General features: G+C 58.9%; 11 protein-coding genes and 1 pseudogene. 8 read left to right on the forward strand and 4 right to left on the reverse strand.

Going from position 1 to position 15,147, the window contains the following annotated elements:
• Positions 1 to 185: 185 nt before the first annotated feature.
• The gene (locus J3P76_RS10940; protein WP_434701918.1) at positions 186 to 1,436 is read left to right on the forward strand and encodes a serine hydrolase domain-containing protein; all 1,251 of its coding nucleotides are present in this window, start codon (positions 186 to 188) and stop codon (positions 1,434 to 1,436) included.
• Between the two features lie 105 nt (positions 1,437 to 1,541).
• Here J3P76_RS10940 and J3P76_RS10945 read toward each other — a convergent pair whose 3' ends face one another.
• A complete protein-coding gene (locus J3P76_RS10945) occupies positions 1,542 to 2,537 on the reverse strand; it encodes an MBL fold metallo-hydrolase (RefSeq protein WP_434701919.1) in 996 nt (331 codons plus the stop codon).
• 235 nt (positions 2,538 to 2,772) lie between these two features.
• Between J3P76_RS10945 and J3P76_RS10950 the strand changes: the two genes are divergently transcribed.
• Positions 2,773 to 3,276 carry a YkgB family protein gene (locus tag J3P76_RS10950; RefSeq protein ID WP_434701920.1) on the forward strand — a complete coding sequence of 168 codons (504 nt, stop codon included), beginning with the start codon at positions 2,773 to 2,775 and terminating at the stop codon, positions 3,274 to 3,276.
• A gap of 160 nt (positions 3,277 to 3,436) precedes the next feature.
• On the opposite strand, the gene J3P76_RS10955 is transcribed toward J3P76_RS10950, so the two are convergent.
• Positions 3,437 to 3,949 (reverse strand): MarR family winged helix-turn-helix transcriptional regulator, encoded by a 513-nt coding sequence (locus J3P76_RS10955; RefSeq protein WP_434606185.1) that lies wholly within the window; start codon positions 3,947 to 3,949, stop codon positions 3,437 to 3,439.
• Between the two features lie 188 nt (positions 3,950 to 4,137).
• On the opposite strand from J3P76_RS10955, the gene J3P76_RS10960 reads away from it, so the two are divergent.
• Both J3P76_RS10960 and J3P76_RS10965 read left to right on the forward strand, forming a co-directional pair.
• Entirely contained in the window at positions 4,138 to 4,950 is an 813-nt protein-coding gene (locus tag J3P76_RS10960; protein WP_434701921.1) for a DUF1206 domain-containing protein, read from the forward strand.
• Between the two features lie 28 nt (positions 4,951 to 4,978).
• On the forward strand, positions 4,979 to 6,223 hold the full coding sequence (locus J3P76_RS10965) for a cation:proton antiporter (protein ID WP_434606181.1): 1,245 nt from the start codon (positions 4,979 to 4,981) through the stop codon (positions 6,221 to 6,223).
• 143 nt (positions 6,224 to 6,366) lie between these two features.
• On the opposite strand, the gene J3P76_RS10970 is transcribed toward J3P76_RS10965, so the two are convergent.
• The gene (locus J3P76_RS10970) at positions 6,367 to 7,362 is read right to left on the reverse strand and encodes a lipase family protein (RefSeq protein WP_434647926.1); all 996 of its coding nucleotides are present in this window, start codon (positions 7,360 to 7,362) and stop codon (positions 6,367 to 6,369) included.
• 367 nt (positions 7,363 to 7,729) lie between these two features.
• On the opposite strand from J3P76_RS10970, the gene J3P76_RS10975 reads away from it, so the two are divergent.
• The 4 genes and pseudogenes from J3P76_RS10975 to qhpG all read left to right on the forward strand — a co-directional run bounded on the left by J3P76_RS10975 (position 7,730) and on the right by qhpG (position 13,310).
• Positions 7,730 to 9,634 (forward strand): sigma-54-dependent Fis family transcriptional regulator, encoded by a 1,905-nt coding sequence (locus J3P76_RS10975; protein ID WP_434611597.1) that lies wholly within the window; start codon positions 7,730 to 7,732, stop codon positions 9,632 to 9,634.
• Positions 9,634 to 11,352 (forward strand): ABC transporter ATP-binding protein, encoded by a 1,719-nt coding sequence (locus J3P76_RS10980; RefSeq protein ID WP_434606178.1) that lies wholly within the window; start codon positions 9,634 to 9,636, stop codon positions 11,350 to 11,352. The genes J3P76_RS10975 and J3P76_RS10980 overlap by 1 nt, the downstream gene beginning before the upstream one ends.
• Positions 11,342 to 12,019: a subtilisin-like serine protease QhpE gene (gene qhpE / locus J3P76_RS10985; RefSeq protein WP_420763624.1), complete on the forward strand. Its 678-nt coding sequence runs from the start codon at positions 11,342 to 11,344 to the stop codon at positions 12,017 to 12,019. The genes J3P76_RS10980 and qhpE overlap by 11 nt, the downstream gene beginning before the upstream one ends.
• Positions 12,016 to 13,310 (forward strand): annotated as a pseudogene (qhpG, locus tag J3P76_RS10990) (flavin-dependent monooxygenase QhpG). The gene qhpE and the pseudogene qhpG overlap by 4 nt, the downstream one beginning before the upstream one ends.
• A 121-nt stretch (positions 13,311 to 13,431) precedes the next feature.
• Here qhpG and J3P76_RS10995 read toward each other — a convergent pair.
• The gene (locus J3P76_RS10995) at positions 13,432 to 14,922 is read right to left on the reverse strand and encodes an aldehyde dehydrogenase family protein (protein ID WP_420763626.1); all 1,491 of its coding nucleotides are present in this window, start codon (positions 14,920 to 14,922) and stop codon (positions 13,432 to 13,434) included.
• Positions 14,923 to 15,147: the final 225 nt, after the last annotated feature.

Below are 15,147 nucleotides of genomic sequence, written 5' to 3' on the forward strand. Positions count from 1 at the left end.
CTCAATCACCTCATTGGCGGTCATTCTCGACATATTCACCGTTCAGTGGCGCGCAGTTGTTTATACCTGACGAGAAGCGATGAGTGTCGTCCTTCAGCTTGGGCGCGATTCCAATGAGTAGACTATGGTTCAAGCGGCCGCGTTTTTTAACATGCGTGAATAGCAAAACAAAAAAAGGATCGGTTATGCACTCATCCGCGATTTTTCGTGCGACTGCGACTGCGTCTGGTCGCTCGCTGCTTCTCTCACTGGGTCTGCTCGCTGCGGGTATCACCTCGGGCGCATGGGCTGAGGATTATCCCCACGCCAAGGAACCGATTGGCACGGTGGAGCAGATCTATGACGGCGCCATGCTCCCGGATCTGGCGGTCAGTACCTACCGCAACATCGACCGGCTTTTCCCCACCCACAGGATCAAGGCCGGCGATCACCCGTATGCACTGCCCAAATCAGACAAACAGTTGCCCAACGTTCGGTTCACTGTCGGGGACAAAAAGTACGACCTGTATGACTTTGTCGCACTGGACAGCATTACGGCGATGCTCGTGCTCAAGGACGGCAAGATCGTGTTCGAGACCTATCAGCGTGGCAACACGGAGAAAACCCGATGGATGTCGATGTCGATAGCCAAATCCATCACCTCCACGCTGGCGGCTGCAGCGATCAAAGACGGCCTTATCAAGAGCCTTGACGCGCAAGTGGTGGATTACGTTCCCGAGCTCAAGGGCAGCGCCTACGAAGGCGTGACCGTGCGCGACGTGCTGATGATGTCTTCGGGCGTGAAGTGGAACGAAACCTACACCGATCCGGCGTCTGATCGTCGCGCGCTACTCAAAGCGCAGATTTCGCAGAAACCGCGTTCTGCCATGGCCTTGATGGCAAGTTTGCCGCGAGCGGCCGAGCCCGGCACGGCCAACACGTACAGCACTGGCGAAACGCAGGTACTCGGCGAGATCGTCCGTGGCGCTGTGAAGATGCCACTGGCCGATTATCTATCGCAGAAGATCTGGCAGCCGTTCGGTATGGAAAGTGATGCCCGGTGGTGGCTCGATTCGCCTGACGGCGTGGAAATCGGTGGCAGCGGTATCAGCGCCACGCTGCGTGATTATGGACGCTTCGGGCTGTTTTTCATGAACGGCGGCAAGATCAATGGCACCTCGATTCTGCCCGAAGGTTGGGTCAAGGAGGCGACGCTGCCGACCACCCTCAAAGGCGGTAAGACCCTGGACTACGGCTACATGTGGTGGACGGCGTGGACCGAGCCGTCGGTGAAAGACGGCGCCTATGCGGCGGTCGGTATCCAGGGCCAGAACATCTACCTCAACCCTGCCAATAACGTGGTGATTGTCACCTTCGGTGCCCAACCCAAGCCGGTTGACAAAGAGCCGATCGACCCGATGGTGTTCTTCGATGCCGTGGTAGCTGCGTTGAAGTAAATTCGCGCGTTGATGACATCAACCTAGTCGTCGCGAGCCTATGGCCCCGCGTAGCGGGGAGCCATGTATTTCGTTCTGGATCAATTGCGATCCAGGCCTACGGTATTAGTCGCGATTGCGGTATTGGACGGGTACCCACTCATACCTGCCGGCTTCGCGCCTGATGTGGCCGATACCCGGAAATGGCAAGTGAGCGACTGCTGACAACCGTCGTTCACTCGCGGCTGTCTCGAATTGTTCTAGCCGCTGGGCGCGAGCAGCGTTCTGATTGACGTCGAAGGTTATTGTCACTTCTGGCCTCGAGAATTGAATGAGGCCGACATGCATGATGTCGCCCCAGAAATCGATGCTCTCGCCTTCGCTTGTGACCCGGAAAAAGCTGTGGCCCGGGGTATGTCCCGGCGTGGGTATGGCAGTGATACCCGGGAGGATTTCGGATTCGGCAGAGAATGGCTTCAGCTTACCTGCGCGCTGATACGGGCCAATGGTCTTCAACGCTTCCTCCAGATATGCCGGCTTTAACCCCTTGTCCAGATTGGCGCGGTCCAGGAAAAAGTCGACGTCGGCCTGGCCGACGTGGATGGTCGCATTGGGAAACATCATCTGGCCGCCGCGTGTCAGGCCGCCAGAGTGATCGGTGTGGATGTGGGTAATCAGCACATCGCTGACCTGCGCCGGCTGGTAACCCGCAGCCGCCAGGCTTTCGGGTAGCTTGCCGCCAACGCTTGCGAACAATTCACCGGCACCGGTATCGACCAGTACGACACGTGAGCCAGTGTCGATAACGTAGGCATTGATAGACGTCTCCAGCGGGTTGCGAGCAAATCCGCGTTGCAGCATTGCGTCGATCTGCTTTGGACTGATGCCTCTAAGCAGCGGATGTAGATCGAGGGGCAGCGTCCCGTCGCTCAGTGCGGTGATGCGGAACTTGCCCAGGTTGAAGGCATAGACGCCTGCGTGTGCGGGCTTATGGGTCGAGGCAGTCGTTGCGGTCGATGTCTGTGAGGCTTGCGCTGCGGTGGACGACAGTGAGTAGGTTGCGCCCGTGACCAGGGCGGCTGTCAGAAGGGCCGCGAGTTGGAACCGCGCGTGGTTATGCATGATGAGTACCTTTGTGAGTGCGACCATTGGTGATCGCTGGGATAAAGGTAGATAAAGCGCGGTCGGTGTGAGGCACCGCGTACGCCTTGGCCGTTCAATGGTCCGTACCGGCTTGTAGCCGCAATAAGACCTACAACACGTGCAGAGTCCATAGCGAAATATTATATGCACGGCGCATGCAATTCGCCATTCGATAATATATGCTTCGAGCACATATCAGCAATCGGAGGATGTCATGCAGCACATCACGAGCGTCACCAGCAGCCAGGCTGCTTCCATTTCCAGTGTTTCGAAACTCCAGAAGGTAAGCCGCGCGATTGTCTTATCGGGTGTTGTTCTTCCCCTGCTAATGATTGGTCTGCTTAAGTCCACACAGATTGAGGTGCAGGCACTCATACCCCTTATCAGCGGCACTCCTTGGCTAGCCTGGCTTTATCCAGTTTTTGGCGAAGCCGGTACCTCTTACTTACTGGGTGTAGTCGAGATATTGACTGCACTGCTGCTTATCGCTTCACCCTGGTCTGCTCGAACAGCTATCGCGGGTGGCTTGTTAGCCTCGCTGATCTTCTTCACGACCATTTCCATGCTGTTTGTATTGCCAATCTGGGAGGCGGGATCGGGAGGTTTTCCATGGCTGAACTTCCTAGGCACGTTCCTGATAAAAGACGTTGCGTTGTTAGGCGTGAGCCTGGTGATCCTCACCGAGGGCCTGCAGCGACTGCGCCCAAACTTGGGATAAGCCAGGAGTAGTTGAAGGACTGAGGCGAAGAGGGCGGCAGGAAGATGGATGACGGCAAGACTTGTCGAAGTTCTGATAAATGATTTGCTGCCTTTTTTCTTGAGTAGCGCAGTCAGCAAAAGGGCCTACAAAGGTTGTTCAACCTGCTGGAAAACTGAATTCAGTGATCTTCATCCAGCGCATGTGCGACTGGGCAATTCTTGCAAGCCGTGGGGTCGCACAGTCGGCAAACTGAATAGGCTTGATCGAGATCATGCACCAAGCCGTTAAGTAGTTTTTCGGTTATCCGTTCAAGCACTTCACGCTCATCGGGATCAAGAACTTCCAAAGCACGCGCTATACGTTCATGGCGGACCGCTAGCACCGCAGCACAGTTCGTACTTCCAGCGGCAGTAAGGTGGAGCGCAACGGAGCGACGATCAGCTTCTGCTTGTCTGCGTTCCACTACACCCTGAGTGACAAGCCTATCAACCAGGCGCACAGCTCCAGGATGAGATAACCCTAAGGCTCGCCTCAAACGTTCTATAGACAGGCCTGGCTCGTGACCGAGTAGGGCGATGGCCGCTGCCGCCGGACCCACTTCTGGAGCTTCGTCTTGAGTGCCTTGGTGGATAGAGTCAGAAATCGCCAGCGACAGCGCCCCAACTATGTTTTCTAGTTTCATGTCTTTCATGGGCTAAATATGTGTGCATCGCGCATAGAATGCAAGGTGTTTAGAAGAGGGCCAATGAGGGAGCTACCTGTCGCCCCCGGGGTTAGCGAATGACGCTGCGTAGGTCAGGGCTGCGGTTTTGAATTTAACGATAGAACCCCTTCCAGCCAGACGAGTCTGTTCCTGTACTACTTTCGGGAAAGCAGCCAATGTCAGCGCACCAAAGCCTTATTGTCCTAGCACGCGGAGGGTACGCCGCGCGAGGTGTGATTTACCTCATCATCGGTATCTTCGCATTGCTTGCGGCACAAGATTCGACAAAACCGAAAGATAGCCAGAAAAGCCTGGAAGCCTTATTGGGCCAGCCGTTTGGCTATTTTTTAGTTGGGATCGTCGTGGCGGGTTTGCTCGCATTTTCGGCTTGGCGTGTTCTGCAAGCTACCCGTGATGTCGACCACCACGGCAAAAATCTCAAGGGACTGGTAATTCGCACCGGTCTTTTTGCGGGGGGGGTGGTCAATGGTGCTCTGGCATTTTTTGCGTTAGGCCTACTTGTAAGCGGAGTGGGTAGCTCTGGCAACTCAGGAGAACAGAACACAGATTGGCTGGCGCATCTATTGTCCTGGAAGCATTCCAACCTATTGGTGTATCTGCTTGCTCTCATTCCGCTTGGCGTTGGAATTGCTCACATTTACAAGGGATGGAAGGCATCGTTTGAAAAGTATTTCGAGGCTGACGAAGACGTCATGCGGTACGTCCGCCCGGTGTCTCGGTTTGGCCTGATCGCACGTGGCGTCGTCTTTATAGAGATTGCATTGCTGTTGGCCTTTAGCGGCTCGGCCTATCAAGCCATGGATCCACCCGGTATGAAGGAAGCCCTCGACGCACTTCAGGGTTTGCCCGCTGGATGGTTGGTTTTGATGGTGATGGCCTTCGGATTGATTGCTTTCTCGGCATACAGCTTCTCTGAAGCCTTTTGGCGCAAGATAAATATGGAAGTACCCGGATTGTCGAAAGCGTAGTGCACCGCATCAACAGGGCCATTATCGAATGCTGGATATCGTTGCTGTCTTTGTGAGTATCACGGCGGTTCTTGCCTTCCTCAATCGCCGTTATGTTGGGCTGCCGCCAGCGATTGGTGTCATGGGCATTGCGCTGGGCCTCTCTGTGCTGAATATGGCGTTGGATGCGATGGGTTTTCATGCACTCCACACGCTTGAGCAATCGTTGGTGGAATCGATCGATTTTTCCGAACTGCTCATGCAGGGGATGCTTTCCTTACTACTGTTCGCTGGAGCGTTGCACGTCGATCTTTCGCAGCTGCGTTCTTACCGGTGGCAGGTGGCTTCTCTGGCACTAGTAGGTACAACAGCCTCCACATTGTTGATTGGCTATGGGCTGTGGCTACTTCTGTCACTAACGTCTCTGGAACTTCCCCTTGCCTACTGCCTGGTATTCGGTGCCCTGATTTCTCCCACGGATCCCATAGCGGTCATGGGTATCCTGAAGTCCGCCGGGGCTCCCAAAAGCGTCGAACTGGTGATAGCGGGCGAATCACTGTTCAACGACGGAGTCAGTGTTGTGCTGTTTTCACTCATTGTGGCGATGATAGCCAGTGGCGAAGCACCGTCGGCGTTGGGCGCATCGAAGTTGCTTCTGACAGAGGCCGGTGGCGGCGTGCTTCTAGGCGCAGCCATTGGATATCTAGCCTATTTGATGCTGAAAAGCATCGACAGCTACCAGGAAGAAATCTTGATCACATTGGCTGCGGTGCTAGGTGGGTACGCGCTGGCGAACCATCTTCATGTGTCCGGCCCCCTGGCGATGGTAGTCATCGGGCTTATCGTCGGAAACCAGGGACGATCCTACGCAATGTCCGAGCAGACTGAAAAACATGTGGACATGTTCTGGGAGCTGATAGACGAGATCTTGAACGCCGTTTTGTTCGTACTGATCGGCCTGGAGGTGGTTCTCATCCAGTTCTCGAACTCCCTGATCGTCACCGGGCTGGCGGTAATAGCACTTACCTTGCTGTCTCGATTGCTTACGGTAGGCGTTCCTATTGCTGCGCTTGGAAGACGCTTTCGTTTACCCAGCGGTTCATGGCGCGTTTTGACCTGGGGAGGTTTGCGAGGGGGCATATCGGTAGCCTTGGCGCTGTCACTGCCAGCCGGAGGCGCGCGGGATATTGTCGTTTCACTCACCTACATGGTGGTGATATTTTCAATTTTGATCCAAGGCATGTCTATCGCAAGCGTGGTTAAACGAGTCATCCCATGCGCGGACACTCAGTAACGTTAGTGGGTGCCGTCCGCCTAGGTTCGTGAGTGTTTGCGGGTTGAAAAAAAGCGGGCGACAAAAAGGCGAATTGCAATTCTGTGATTTGCCGAACAGGTGCCGACAATTGCAAGTCGACACCTGATCGTCGAGGCTGCGCGCTAGCTGCCAGACGGCGCCGGCATCGGAATATCACCCAGCTGCAGCCCCAGCAGCGTCATGTATTCGTAGATGTGCTGGTAGCCCGATTGCGCTTCATAGCTAGGGCACGGGGATTGAAGTTCTCCACAGAGCCGCAGCTCCATGTTTGCGCCGCCCATGCCCCATTGCGTGTAGTTGGAGTTATTACGGGTGACGGTATCGATATTGGAGCAAACCAGTCCCTTCATTTTTTCATCGATGACATTGGTCGGCTCATAAAGCGTCAAGGAGAAGTCGAGAGAGGTTGCGCACCAGGCCATCGGAACGACATCCAGCGTGTTGTAGATGCGTAGCGCATTGCCGGCCATTTGCTTATTGAAATAGCTTGCAAAAACACCGTCGCCGGCCGTTGGTGCAGCAATTGTTTCGCAACGGAAATTAAAGTTCGAGAATTTATCTTTCAAATAAAGCGCAAGAACCGACATCAAGGCACCGCCGAGGCTATGCCCGACCAACCGGATCGTTGCCCCACTGCGCTGTTCCGCCAGAAAATCGCAAAGTGTGCCCTGGAAACCGATTGTCGATTCCTGACCCAATATCGCCTTTACACCTTCCGCAGTTCCCTGCGCCAGGTGTGCCGGCACCGGGCAGTTCTTGATGAGGCTCTGCAGCGGCACCATTGAAGAAATATCAAGATCATCTATCTGATCCTTGACCGAATCGGCGAGGGTTCCACTCGTCACCACCACAATGTCGTTTTTGTCCTGCCCGCCGACCAACACCACCGTGATGTGGGCCACATGCTCGCCATCCGGGACCAGGGCGGGTCCCCAGGCTACGTCATAGCCGCCACCAAACTTGGAGCCGTTAAGGCGCGTAAGAATGTTGTCTTTGACCTGGGTCGGCGAAGGTTTCTTCATGTTTTGCCAATCCGGCGAGGCCAACGCCGCATTGTTCACCACGTACGCGTGGGTAAGATTGATTTGTCTTTGCTCAATTGAGTCTAGCGAAGTCATGACTGCTCCTTGTCTCAGATAATTCAACGGGACCAACGAAAACTCACGCTGCCGTCGATCCTTCTTGGCCAGCAAGACCGAGTGTAGTCGCAGTTTTGGAAGCGACAACTTAATGCGCAGCCTTAGCAGTTCGAACGGTCCTTGATCCGCAAATCCGGAACCGAGGATGAGGTGCAGCTGGTCTTGATATCACCGAACCAGTGCCCTGCGTATTCAATGCGAGGAGGAGCGACCGAGAAGCGAGCACCCCGCCTAGGATCAAGCACAAACGCCGTAAGGCACTTGCCAATGCCCTGACGTTAACGTAAAGATGGCAACAAAGCGCTGAACTCAGAAGGGCGCAGGGCGGACCGATCCGGAGCGCTTGCTGATGCTGATAAAAACAACTCATCCCAAACTTCATCGCGAAGCACGGCTGGCCCGGGAAAAGCTGCACCTCGAAGGCACCGTCCCCGATGGCGTATTGCGTGCGGAAATCGATGCGTCGTGGCGGCGCAGCCTCAGCCATGGCGTGCATTTCAATGCCAAGCAAGAACTGGCGTTGGAGTCGAACGCCAGCCTTGATGTGCTGCTGGAGAGCAATCGCTTGTTGATCGATGCGGCGATGCCGGCCATCGATTATCTGGCCGAACGCCAGGGCAAGGAAGGGCTCATCATCCTCGCCAATTCCGACGCCACCATCCTTGCAGCCGAAGGGCACGCCGACCGTTTCAAAGGCAGTGGCCTGCAAGACATCACGCTGGGGGCTTGCTGGAGCGAAGCGGTGCGCGGCACCAACGCCCTGGGTACCGCACTGGTGGAAGCCCGACCGACGATGATCGATTGCGGCGAACATTACCTTGACCGTCTGACTGATTTTTCCTGCACCTCGGTGCCTATCCATTGCCCGCAGGGCGACATCCTCGGCGTCCTTGACCTGACCCGCGAAGGCCCGCTCGGCCGTGTTCACGACAGCACCGCGTTGCTGACCATGGCCGTCAGCCAGATCGAAAGTCGCGTGTTCAATGCCTGTTACCCGGACCAGATCGTTCTCGCCTTCCACAGCCGTCGGCAGTACCTCGAATCCCCTTGGCAGGGCTTGCTCGCGGTGAGTCTCGGGGGGCAGATTCTCGCGGTCAGCGCCCAGGCGTGTCAGTTGCTTCACGCCGAGCGTTCGGCGCTCGTGGGGCGGCGCTGTGAAGATTTCCTGGGTGTCGATGGCCTGCAGCTGTTATCGCGTCTGCATCAGGGCGGCGTCGGCAGCCTGCAAACCGCCAAGGGTGAATTTTTCTACAAAGCCCTGCGGGCACCGCAGCGCTCGATTAACGTCAGCACGGTATCGCGCACCCCAGCTAAAAGCGCTAAACCACAACCCGATCTAGAATCCCTGGCCGGCAACAATGCCCGTTATGCCCGGGCGCTGCGCATGGCTCGCCAGGGTCTGGCCAATGAATTACCGGTGTTGCTGCAGGGCGAAACGGGCACCGGTAAGGAAGTCATCGCCCGAGCGTTGCATACGGCTGGAGCGCGCTGCGACAAACCTTTCGTGGCGGTGAACTGCGCGGCAATCCCTGAAGGCCTGATCGAGTCGGAGCTGTTTGGCTATCGCGAGGGTGCCTTTACCGGGTCGCGCCGGGGCGGCATGGTCGGGCGTCTGCAGCAGGCCCATGGCGGCACGTTGTTTCTGGATGAAATCGGCGACATGCCGCTGGCCTTGCAGGCCCGTTTACTCAGGGTATTGCAAGACCGCAAAGTCGCGCCGCTGGGCGCTGGCGAAGAGCAAGACATCGACATCGCGCTGATCTGCGCCACGCATCGCGACCTCAAGCGTCTGGTGGAAGACAAACACTTTCGCGAGGATCTGTTCTACCGAATCAACGGCATCAGCGTGATGCTCCCGGCCCTGCGCGAGCGCGACGACTTCACTGGCCTGGTCGACCGTTTGCTGGCCAAGCTCGATGCGCCGACGGTAGTCCTGCATGACGATTTGAACCGGTTGCTCGGCGGCTATCACTGGCCGGGCAACATCCGCCAGCTGGAAATGGTCTTGCGCACCGCGCTGGCCATGCGTGAACCGGGGGAGACTGTGTTAACCCTCGACCATTTGCCCGACAGCACGCTCGATGAGCTCACCGCCGGCGAGCGCCCTCCAAGTGGCAGTATTCGAGAGCATGAACTGGAATTGATTCGTCAGTCCCTGGACACGCACCAAGGTAATGTCTCGGCCGCCGCCGAAGCCCTGGGCATCAGCCGCGCGACCCTGTATCGCAAGCTTAAACAGCTGCGCTCGTGATGCTGCGTTTGATCGTTCGGCTGATCGACAGCCAGAACCCTGCGGCCCAGCAAGCGGCGTTGCGCTGGCTCTACGGCTTCGTGCGTCCGCACCGGCTGGCGATTGCCGGGCTGCTCGGGCTGTCGGCCTGCGCCTCGGCGTTGGTATTGGTGCAACCTTGGCTGACCAAGCTGCTGATCGACGATGGTCTGTTGGCGCGCAACTTTACGATGCTGGTGCTGATCGCCGGGTTGATGATGGCCGCCGGGTTGCTGGGCACGGCACTGTCGGGCGTGAATCGATATCTGCACACGCGATTGTCCGGACGGATTCTGTTTGCCCTGCGCGATGACCTTTATCGGCATTTGCAGACGCTCTCGCCGGGTTTCTACGGCCAGCGGCGAATCGGCGATCTGATGTCGCGCCTCGATGGTGATGTCGCGGAGATCCAGCGTTTCGCCGTGGACTCGCTGTTCTCCGCGGTGTCGAGCGTGATCGGTCTGGTGGTCGCCGTGGCGATGCTGGTGACCTTGTCGTGGAAACTCTCGTTGTTGGCCCTGGTACTGATTCCGATCGACGTGCTCTGGCTACGCTGGATGCGCCGTAAGGTCGAGCGCGATGTCCGGCAGTTGCGCGAGCGTTCGGCGGACATGTCCTCATTCATGGTCGAGACCTTGCCGGTGATGAAGTTCATCCAGTCCGCCGGCCAGCAACGGCGCGAAGCACGGCGCCTGGAAACGTTGGGCCAGGGGTACATGAGCCAGCTCTTGCGCTTGCAAGTGACCGAGTTCTTCACACAGGCGGTGCCCGGCACCCTGACGTCGTTGTCGCGGGCCTGTGTATTTTTGATTGGCGGTTACTGGGTGGTGCAAGGGACTTGGCAGTTGGGCGCGCTGATCGCGTTTTCGACCTATCTGGGAATGGCGGTGGGCCCGGTCCAGAGCCTGCTCGGGCTCTATGTCGCGGTTCAGCGGATGACCGTGAGCCTTGGGCGGGTCATGGAACTGCGCGGTGAAGAGCCAACCGTCCTCACTCCGGTTACACCCCAACCGATGCCGGTTTCTGGCGATTTGCGTTTCGATAACGTGCACTTCAGCCATCCCGGTCGCGCGACGACCCTGCGTGGCGTTGAAGCGCAAATTCCCTACGGTTTGAAAGTCGCCTTGAGCGGCGGCTCCGGTGTCGGTAAATCAACCCTGATCGATCTGCTGCAACGGCACCATGATCCGCAATCCGGCCGGGTTTTGCTGGGGGAGGTCGATCTGCGGGAACTGGACCTGTTCCAGCTGCGTCGGCGCATTGCCGTGGTCAGTCAGGACATCGTGCTGTTTCGCGGCAGCCTTGCGGACAACCTGGCCTATGCCGTCCCGGACGCCAGCCGCCAGGCCATCGCCGAGGTGGCGCGGCTGGCTCAGCTCGATAGCCTCATCGAGTCACTGCCCGAAGGTCTCGACAGCCCTTTGGGCGAGCGTGGCCAACAGTTGTCCGGCGGACAGAAACAGCGCATCGCCATCGCCAGGGCGCTGTTGCAGGATCCGTTGATCCTGGTGCTGGACGAAGCGACGTCGGCGGTCGACGAAGCCACCGAGCGCGAAGTGATCGAGGCCATCGACCGGCTGTTCGCCGGGCGCACGCGAATTCTGATCAGCCATCGTCCGTCGACCCTGGCCGATGCCGATCTGCGCTTTGAACTGCTGGATGGCGTGCTCACGTCAAAATCGGTGCAGCATGAAACCTGAGCTGCGGATTGGGGTGGTGGACAGCGGTCATTCAGCCGCGCAACGAGTGCGGGTGATTGCCGGTCGACGGTTCTCGCTGCTGGAGGATGGACTGGCCGAAAGCGATTTACGCGACGATCCGCTGGGTCATGGCAGCGCGGTAATCGAGGCCATCGGCCGACGAGCGCCGGCGGCGGTTTTTTGCATCGCCCAGGTGTTCGACCAGCGAGGCATCACCAGCGCCTTGCAGATCGCTGCCGCTATCGATTGGCTGGTGGCGCAGGACGTGCGGGTGATCAACCTGAGCCTCGGTCTTCGGCAGGATCGCAGCCTGTTGCGTGAGGCCTGTGCCGCGGCGGTGGCGCGGGGTGTTTTGCTGTGTGCGTCCAGCCCGGCCCAAGGCGAAGGGGTGTTCCCAGCGAATTATCCGCAAGTGCTACGGGTGACCGGCGATGCGCGTTGTACCGAACAGCAATGGTCGTGGCTCGACAGCGCCCAGGCAGATTTCGCCGCGTGTGTTCACGGCACCCACCCGGGGCAGTCGGGTGCAAGCCTGGGCTGTGCGGCATTGAGCGGACACATTGCGAGTTTTCTCGTTGAAAATCCCGAGGCGAGCAACGCGCAAATTGTCGAATGGCTGCAAAGAAACGCCTGTTATCACGGCCCTGAACGGCGCGTCGGCCCATGAAGCCGATTGTGATTCTCGGCGCGGGGCCTGCGGGGGCTGCGGTGGCCCTGGGGCTGCGGCGGCTCGGCTACCCGTAACGCTGGTCAGCGAGTGGCGGCGCTTCGCGGCGCTGGAAGGGGTTTCGGCACGGGTGCTGGATGCGTTGCGGGGCGCGGGGCTGCATCAGGCGTTGACGGACGCGGCGCAGCCTTCCCAACGGCAGGTGTCCTGGAACGGTCAGCGGCATGCGCAGAACATTGAGTTTTTGCTGGACCGTCCGAGCTTCGATCGAGGCTTGCGCGAGGATTTGCGGCTGGCCGGCGTCGAGTTGATCGAAGGCCGAGTGCTGACGGTGCAGTCGCACGCTTCGGGGCATCGAATCGAACTGCAAGGGCGCGAAGCGCTGCTCGCGGATTTTCTGGTGGACGCTCGCGGACGTCAGGCACCGGCCCTTGGCAAAGGGCTGCGGGGGCCGGAGACGGTCAGTTTGCTCAATCGCTGGCGAGGCGCGTCGGGTATCACCGCCAGTGCCGTGGAAAGCCTTGGGGACGGCTGGGCCTGGATGGCGCGTCGGGCTGACGGTCAGTGTTACTGGCAATGGACGGTGGACGTGGCCAGTGCCGAGTTGCCGGGTAAGGCGCTGCTGCTCGATCACTGCCGGCAGCGCCGCCAGGATTCGCCATTGGCCCGGGAGTTTTTCGGGAGTGAACCGGAAACCGGACTGCATTTGCATGCCCGCAGCAGCACGGCGATTTTGTGTCCCCACGTCTGTGGCGATAACTGGATTCGGGTAGGGGACGCGGCCATGGCGGTCGATCCACTGTCGGGTAATGGCATTTTTCAGTCGTTGTCTTCGGCGTTGCAGGCGCCTGCGGTGGTCAACACGCTGTTGCGCAAACCTGAGCGGGCGTTGCTGGCGCAGCGTTTTCATCAGCGGCGGGTCGAGCAGCTGTTTTTGCGTTTTGCGCGCATCGGGCGGGATTTTTATGCCGATGAGCAGCGTTGGCCGGACCAGCCGTTCTGGCTGGCGCGGCGTCAGTGGCCGGATGCTGAAGTCGCCCACGCCGAGGGGGATTACGCCACGTTGAGGGTTGAGCGGGCACCGGTATTGCGCGATGGCTTCGTGGAGGAGGCCGAGGTGGTGATCACGGCGGATCAGCCGCTCGGTATCTGGCATCTGCAAGGCGTGGAGTTGGCACCCTTGGTGCGACGGTTGCGCAGCGAGCCAGCCGAGCGTGTGTTGGAGGGGTTGACGGTGGAGCAGGGGAGGATGGTTCGGAGCTGGTTGTCGGGGCAGGGGTTCAAGCCCTGACATTGGGCTGCCTGGGCTGGCCTATCGCGAGCAAGCTCGCTCCCACAATGGTTTTGCGTCGACCGAATATCCACTGTGGGAGCGAGCCTGCTCGCGATAGCGGTCTAAAGAACGCCGCCAATCACAACTTGATCAACACCGACTTCAACTCGGTGTAATGCTCGATCGCCGCATACCCCATTTCACGCCCGACCCCCGACATCTTGTAGCCGCCAAACGGCAATGCCGGGTCCAGGGCGCTGTGGCAGTTGACCCACACCGAGCCCGACTTGATCCGCGGAATCATCCGGTGCACCGCCGCCAAGTCATTCGACCAGATACTCGCCCCAAGGCCATAAGGGCTGTCATTGGCCAGGCGCAGCGCATCGGCTTCGTCATCGAACGGAATCGCCACCAGCACCGGGCCGAAGATTTCCTCTTGTACCAATGAATGCCGCTGATCGACATCCACAATCACCGTGGGCTTGACGAAGAAGCCTGGGCCGAATTGCTCACCGCCGCAAGCGATGGTCGCGCCGCTTTCCCGACCTTTTTCGATGTAACCATAAACCCGCTCCTGTTGACGTGCGGAAATGAGCGGGCCCATTGCGACACTGGGGTCCAGGCCATTGCCCAGTTTCATCGCATTGGCGATGTCGGCGATGTCCGCCACCACATTGTCGAAATGCTTGCGTTGCACATACAGCCGGGACCCGGCGCAGCAGACCTGGCCCTGGTTGAAGAAGATCGCGCTGGCGGCGCCCGCTGCGGCGGTCTTCAGGTCGGCGTCGGCCATCACAATGGTTGGGGATTTGCCGCCCAGCTCCAAGGTGACCCGGGTCATGGATTCCATGGCGATCTTGCCGATCTGCTTGCCCACGGCGGTGGAGCCGGTGAACGTCAGCTTGTCCACCAACGGGTTATGAGTCAGGGCGGAGCCCGCCGTGACACCGGTGCCGGTGACCACATTGAACACGCCTTCGGGGTAACCGGCTTCCAGCACCAGTTCGGCGAGCTTCAGCGCGGTCAACGGTGTTTCGTCGGCAGGTTTGAGCACGACGGTGCAACCGGTGGCCAGGGCCGGACCGAGTTTCCAGCAAGCCAGCAGCAGCGGGAAATTCCAGGCGACGATGGCCCCGACCACGCCCACCGCTTCGCGACGAATGAAACTGTGAAATTGATCGTTGGGCATCAGCGGCAGCGACACGTCAACGCTGGAACCTTCGATCTTGGTGGCCCAACCGGCCATGTAGCGCAGGAAATCGATAGACAGCTGCACGTCCATCACTTGCGCCACCGCCGCGCTCTTACCGTTGTTCAGGCATTCGAGTTGCGCCAGCAGTTCGGCGTCGCGCTGCATCAGATCGGCGAGTTTCCACAGCAGGTTCTGCCGTTCCCGAGGGCGGGTGCGGGTCCAGGCCGAATCGTCGAACGCCTGACGGGCGGCGAGCACTGCACGGTCGACATCCTCGGGCGTGGCCCGTGGCACCACGCATAACACTTCGCCCGTGGCCGGGTTGTGCAGGGGCATGGTCTGGCCGTCCGCGGCCTCGACCCAGTCGCCGCCGATGAGCATGCGTGGGGCGCGTTGGACGAAGGCCGAGGTGGCGGGAAGCAGATTAGGCAGGGGCATGATGAGACCTCTTGTTGTGCGTGAGAACGTGGATCTCTCCAAGGTTGGCAATGGCTGTGCCAAGTACCGGGAACGGGCCAAGGCCCCTTGTTGGCGGGGGTTGAGCGATAAAAGGAGAAAATGGCACCCAGTGGTTTTGTCGCAAATCGCGACATCGGTGAGACGGCGAGCCATTGCGTGTGTACTTGAACATTGCCGCTGGCCATGAAGTATTCCAGCCGGGGG

This window comes from Pseudomonas sp. D1-36 (genome assembly GCF_051132205.1).
Taxonomy (GTDB): Bacteria; Pseudomonadota; Gammaproteobacteria; order Pseudomonadales; family Pseudomonadaceae; genus Aquipseudomonas.

What these genes read in the sequence shown, in the direction of transcription:
- J3P76_RS10940 (WP_434701918.1), top strand. Translation starts at nt 186, where the DNA reads ATGCACTCATCCGCGATTTTTCGTGCGACTGCGACTGCGTCTGGTCGC.
- J3P76_RS10970 (WP_434647926.1), bottom strand. Translation starts at nt 7,362, where the DNA reads ATGACTTCGCTAGACTCAATTGAGCAAAGACAAATCAATCTTACCCAC.
- J3P76_RS10980 (WP_434606178.1), top strand. Translation starts at nt 9,634, where the DNA reads ATGCTGCGTTTGATCGTTCGGCTGATCGACAGCCAGAACCCTGCGGCC.
- J3P76_RS10950 (WP_434701920.1), top strand. Translation starts at nt 2,773, where the DNA reads ATGCAGCACATCACGAGCGTCACCAGCAGCCAGGCTGCTTCCATTTCC.
- J3P76_RS10995 (WP_420763626.1), bottom strand. Translation starts at nt 14,922, where the DNA reads ATGCCCCTGCCTAATCTGCTTCCCGCCACCTCGGCCTTCGTCCAACGC.
- J3P76_RS10960 (WP_434701921.1), top strand. Translation starts at nt 4,138, where the DNA reads ATGTCAGCGCACCAAAGCCTTATTGTCCTAGCACGCGGAGGGTACGCC.
- J3P76_RS10945 (WP_434701919.1), bottom strand. Translation starts at nt 2,537, where the DNA reads ATGCATAACCACGCGCGGTTCCAACTCGCGGCCCTTCTGACAGCCGCC.
- qhpE (WP_420763624.1), top strand. Translation starts at nt 11,342, where the DNA reads ATGAAACCTGAGCTGCGGATTGGGGTGGTGGACAGCGGTCATTCAGCC.
- J3P76_RS10955 (WP_434606185.1), bottom strand. Translation starts at nt 3,949, where the DNA reads ATGAAAGACATGAAACTAGAAAACATAGTTGGGGCGCTGTCGCTGGCG.
- J3P76_RS10965 (WP_434606181.1), top strand. Translation starts at nt 4,979, where the DNA reads ATGCTGGATATCGTTGCTGTCTTTGTGAGTATCACGGCGGTTCTTGCC.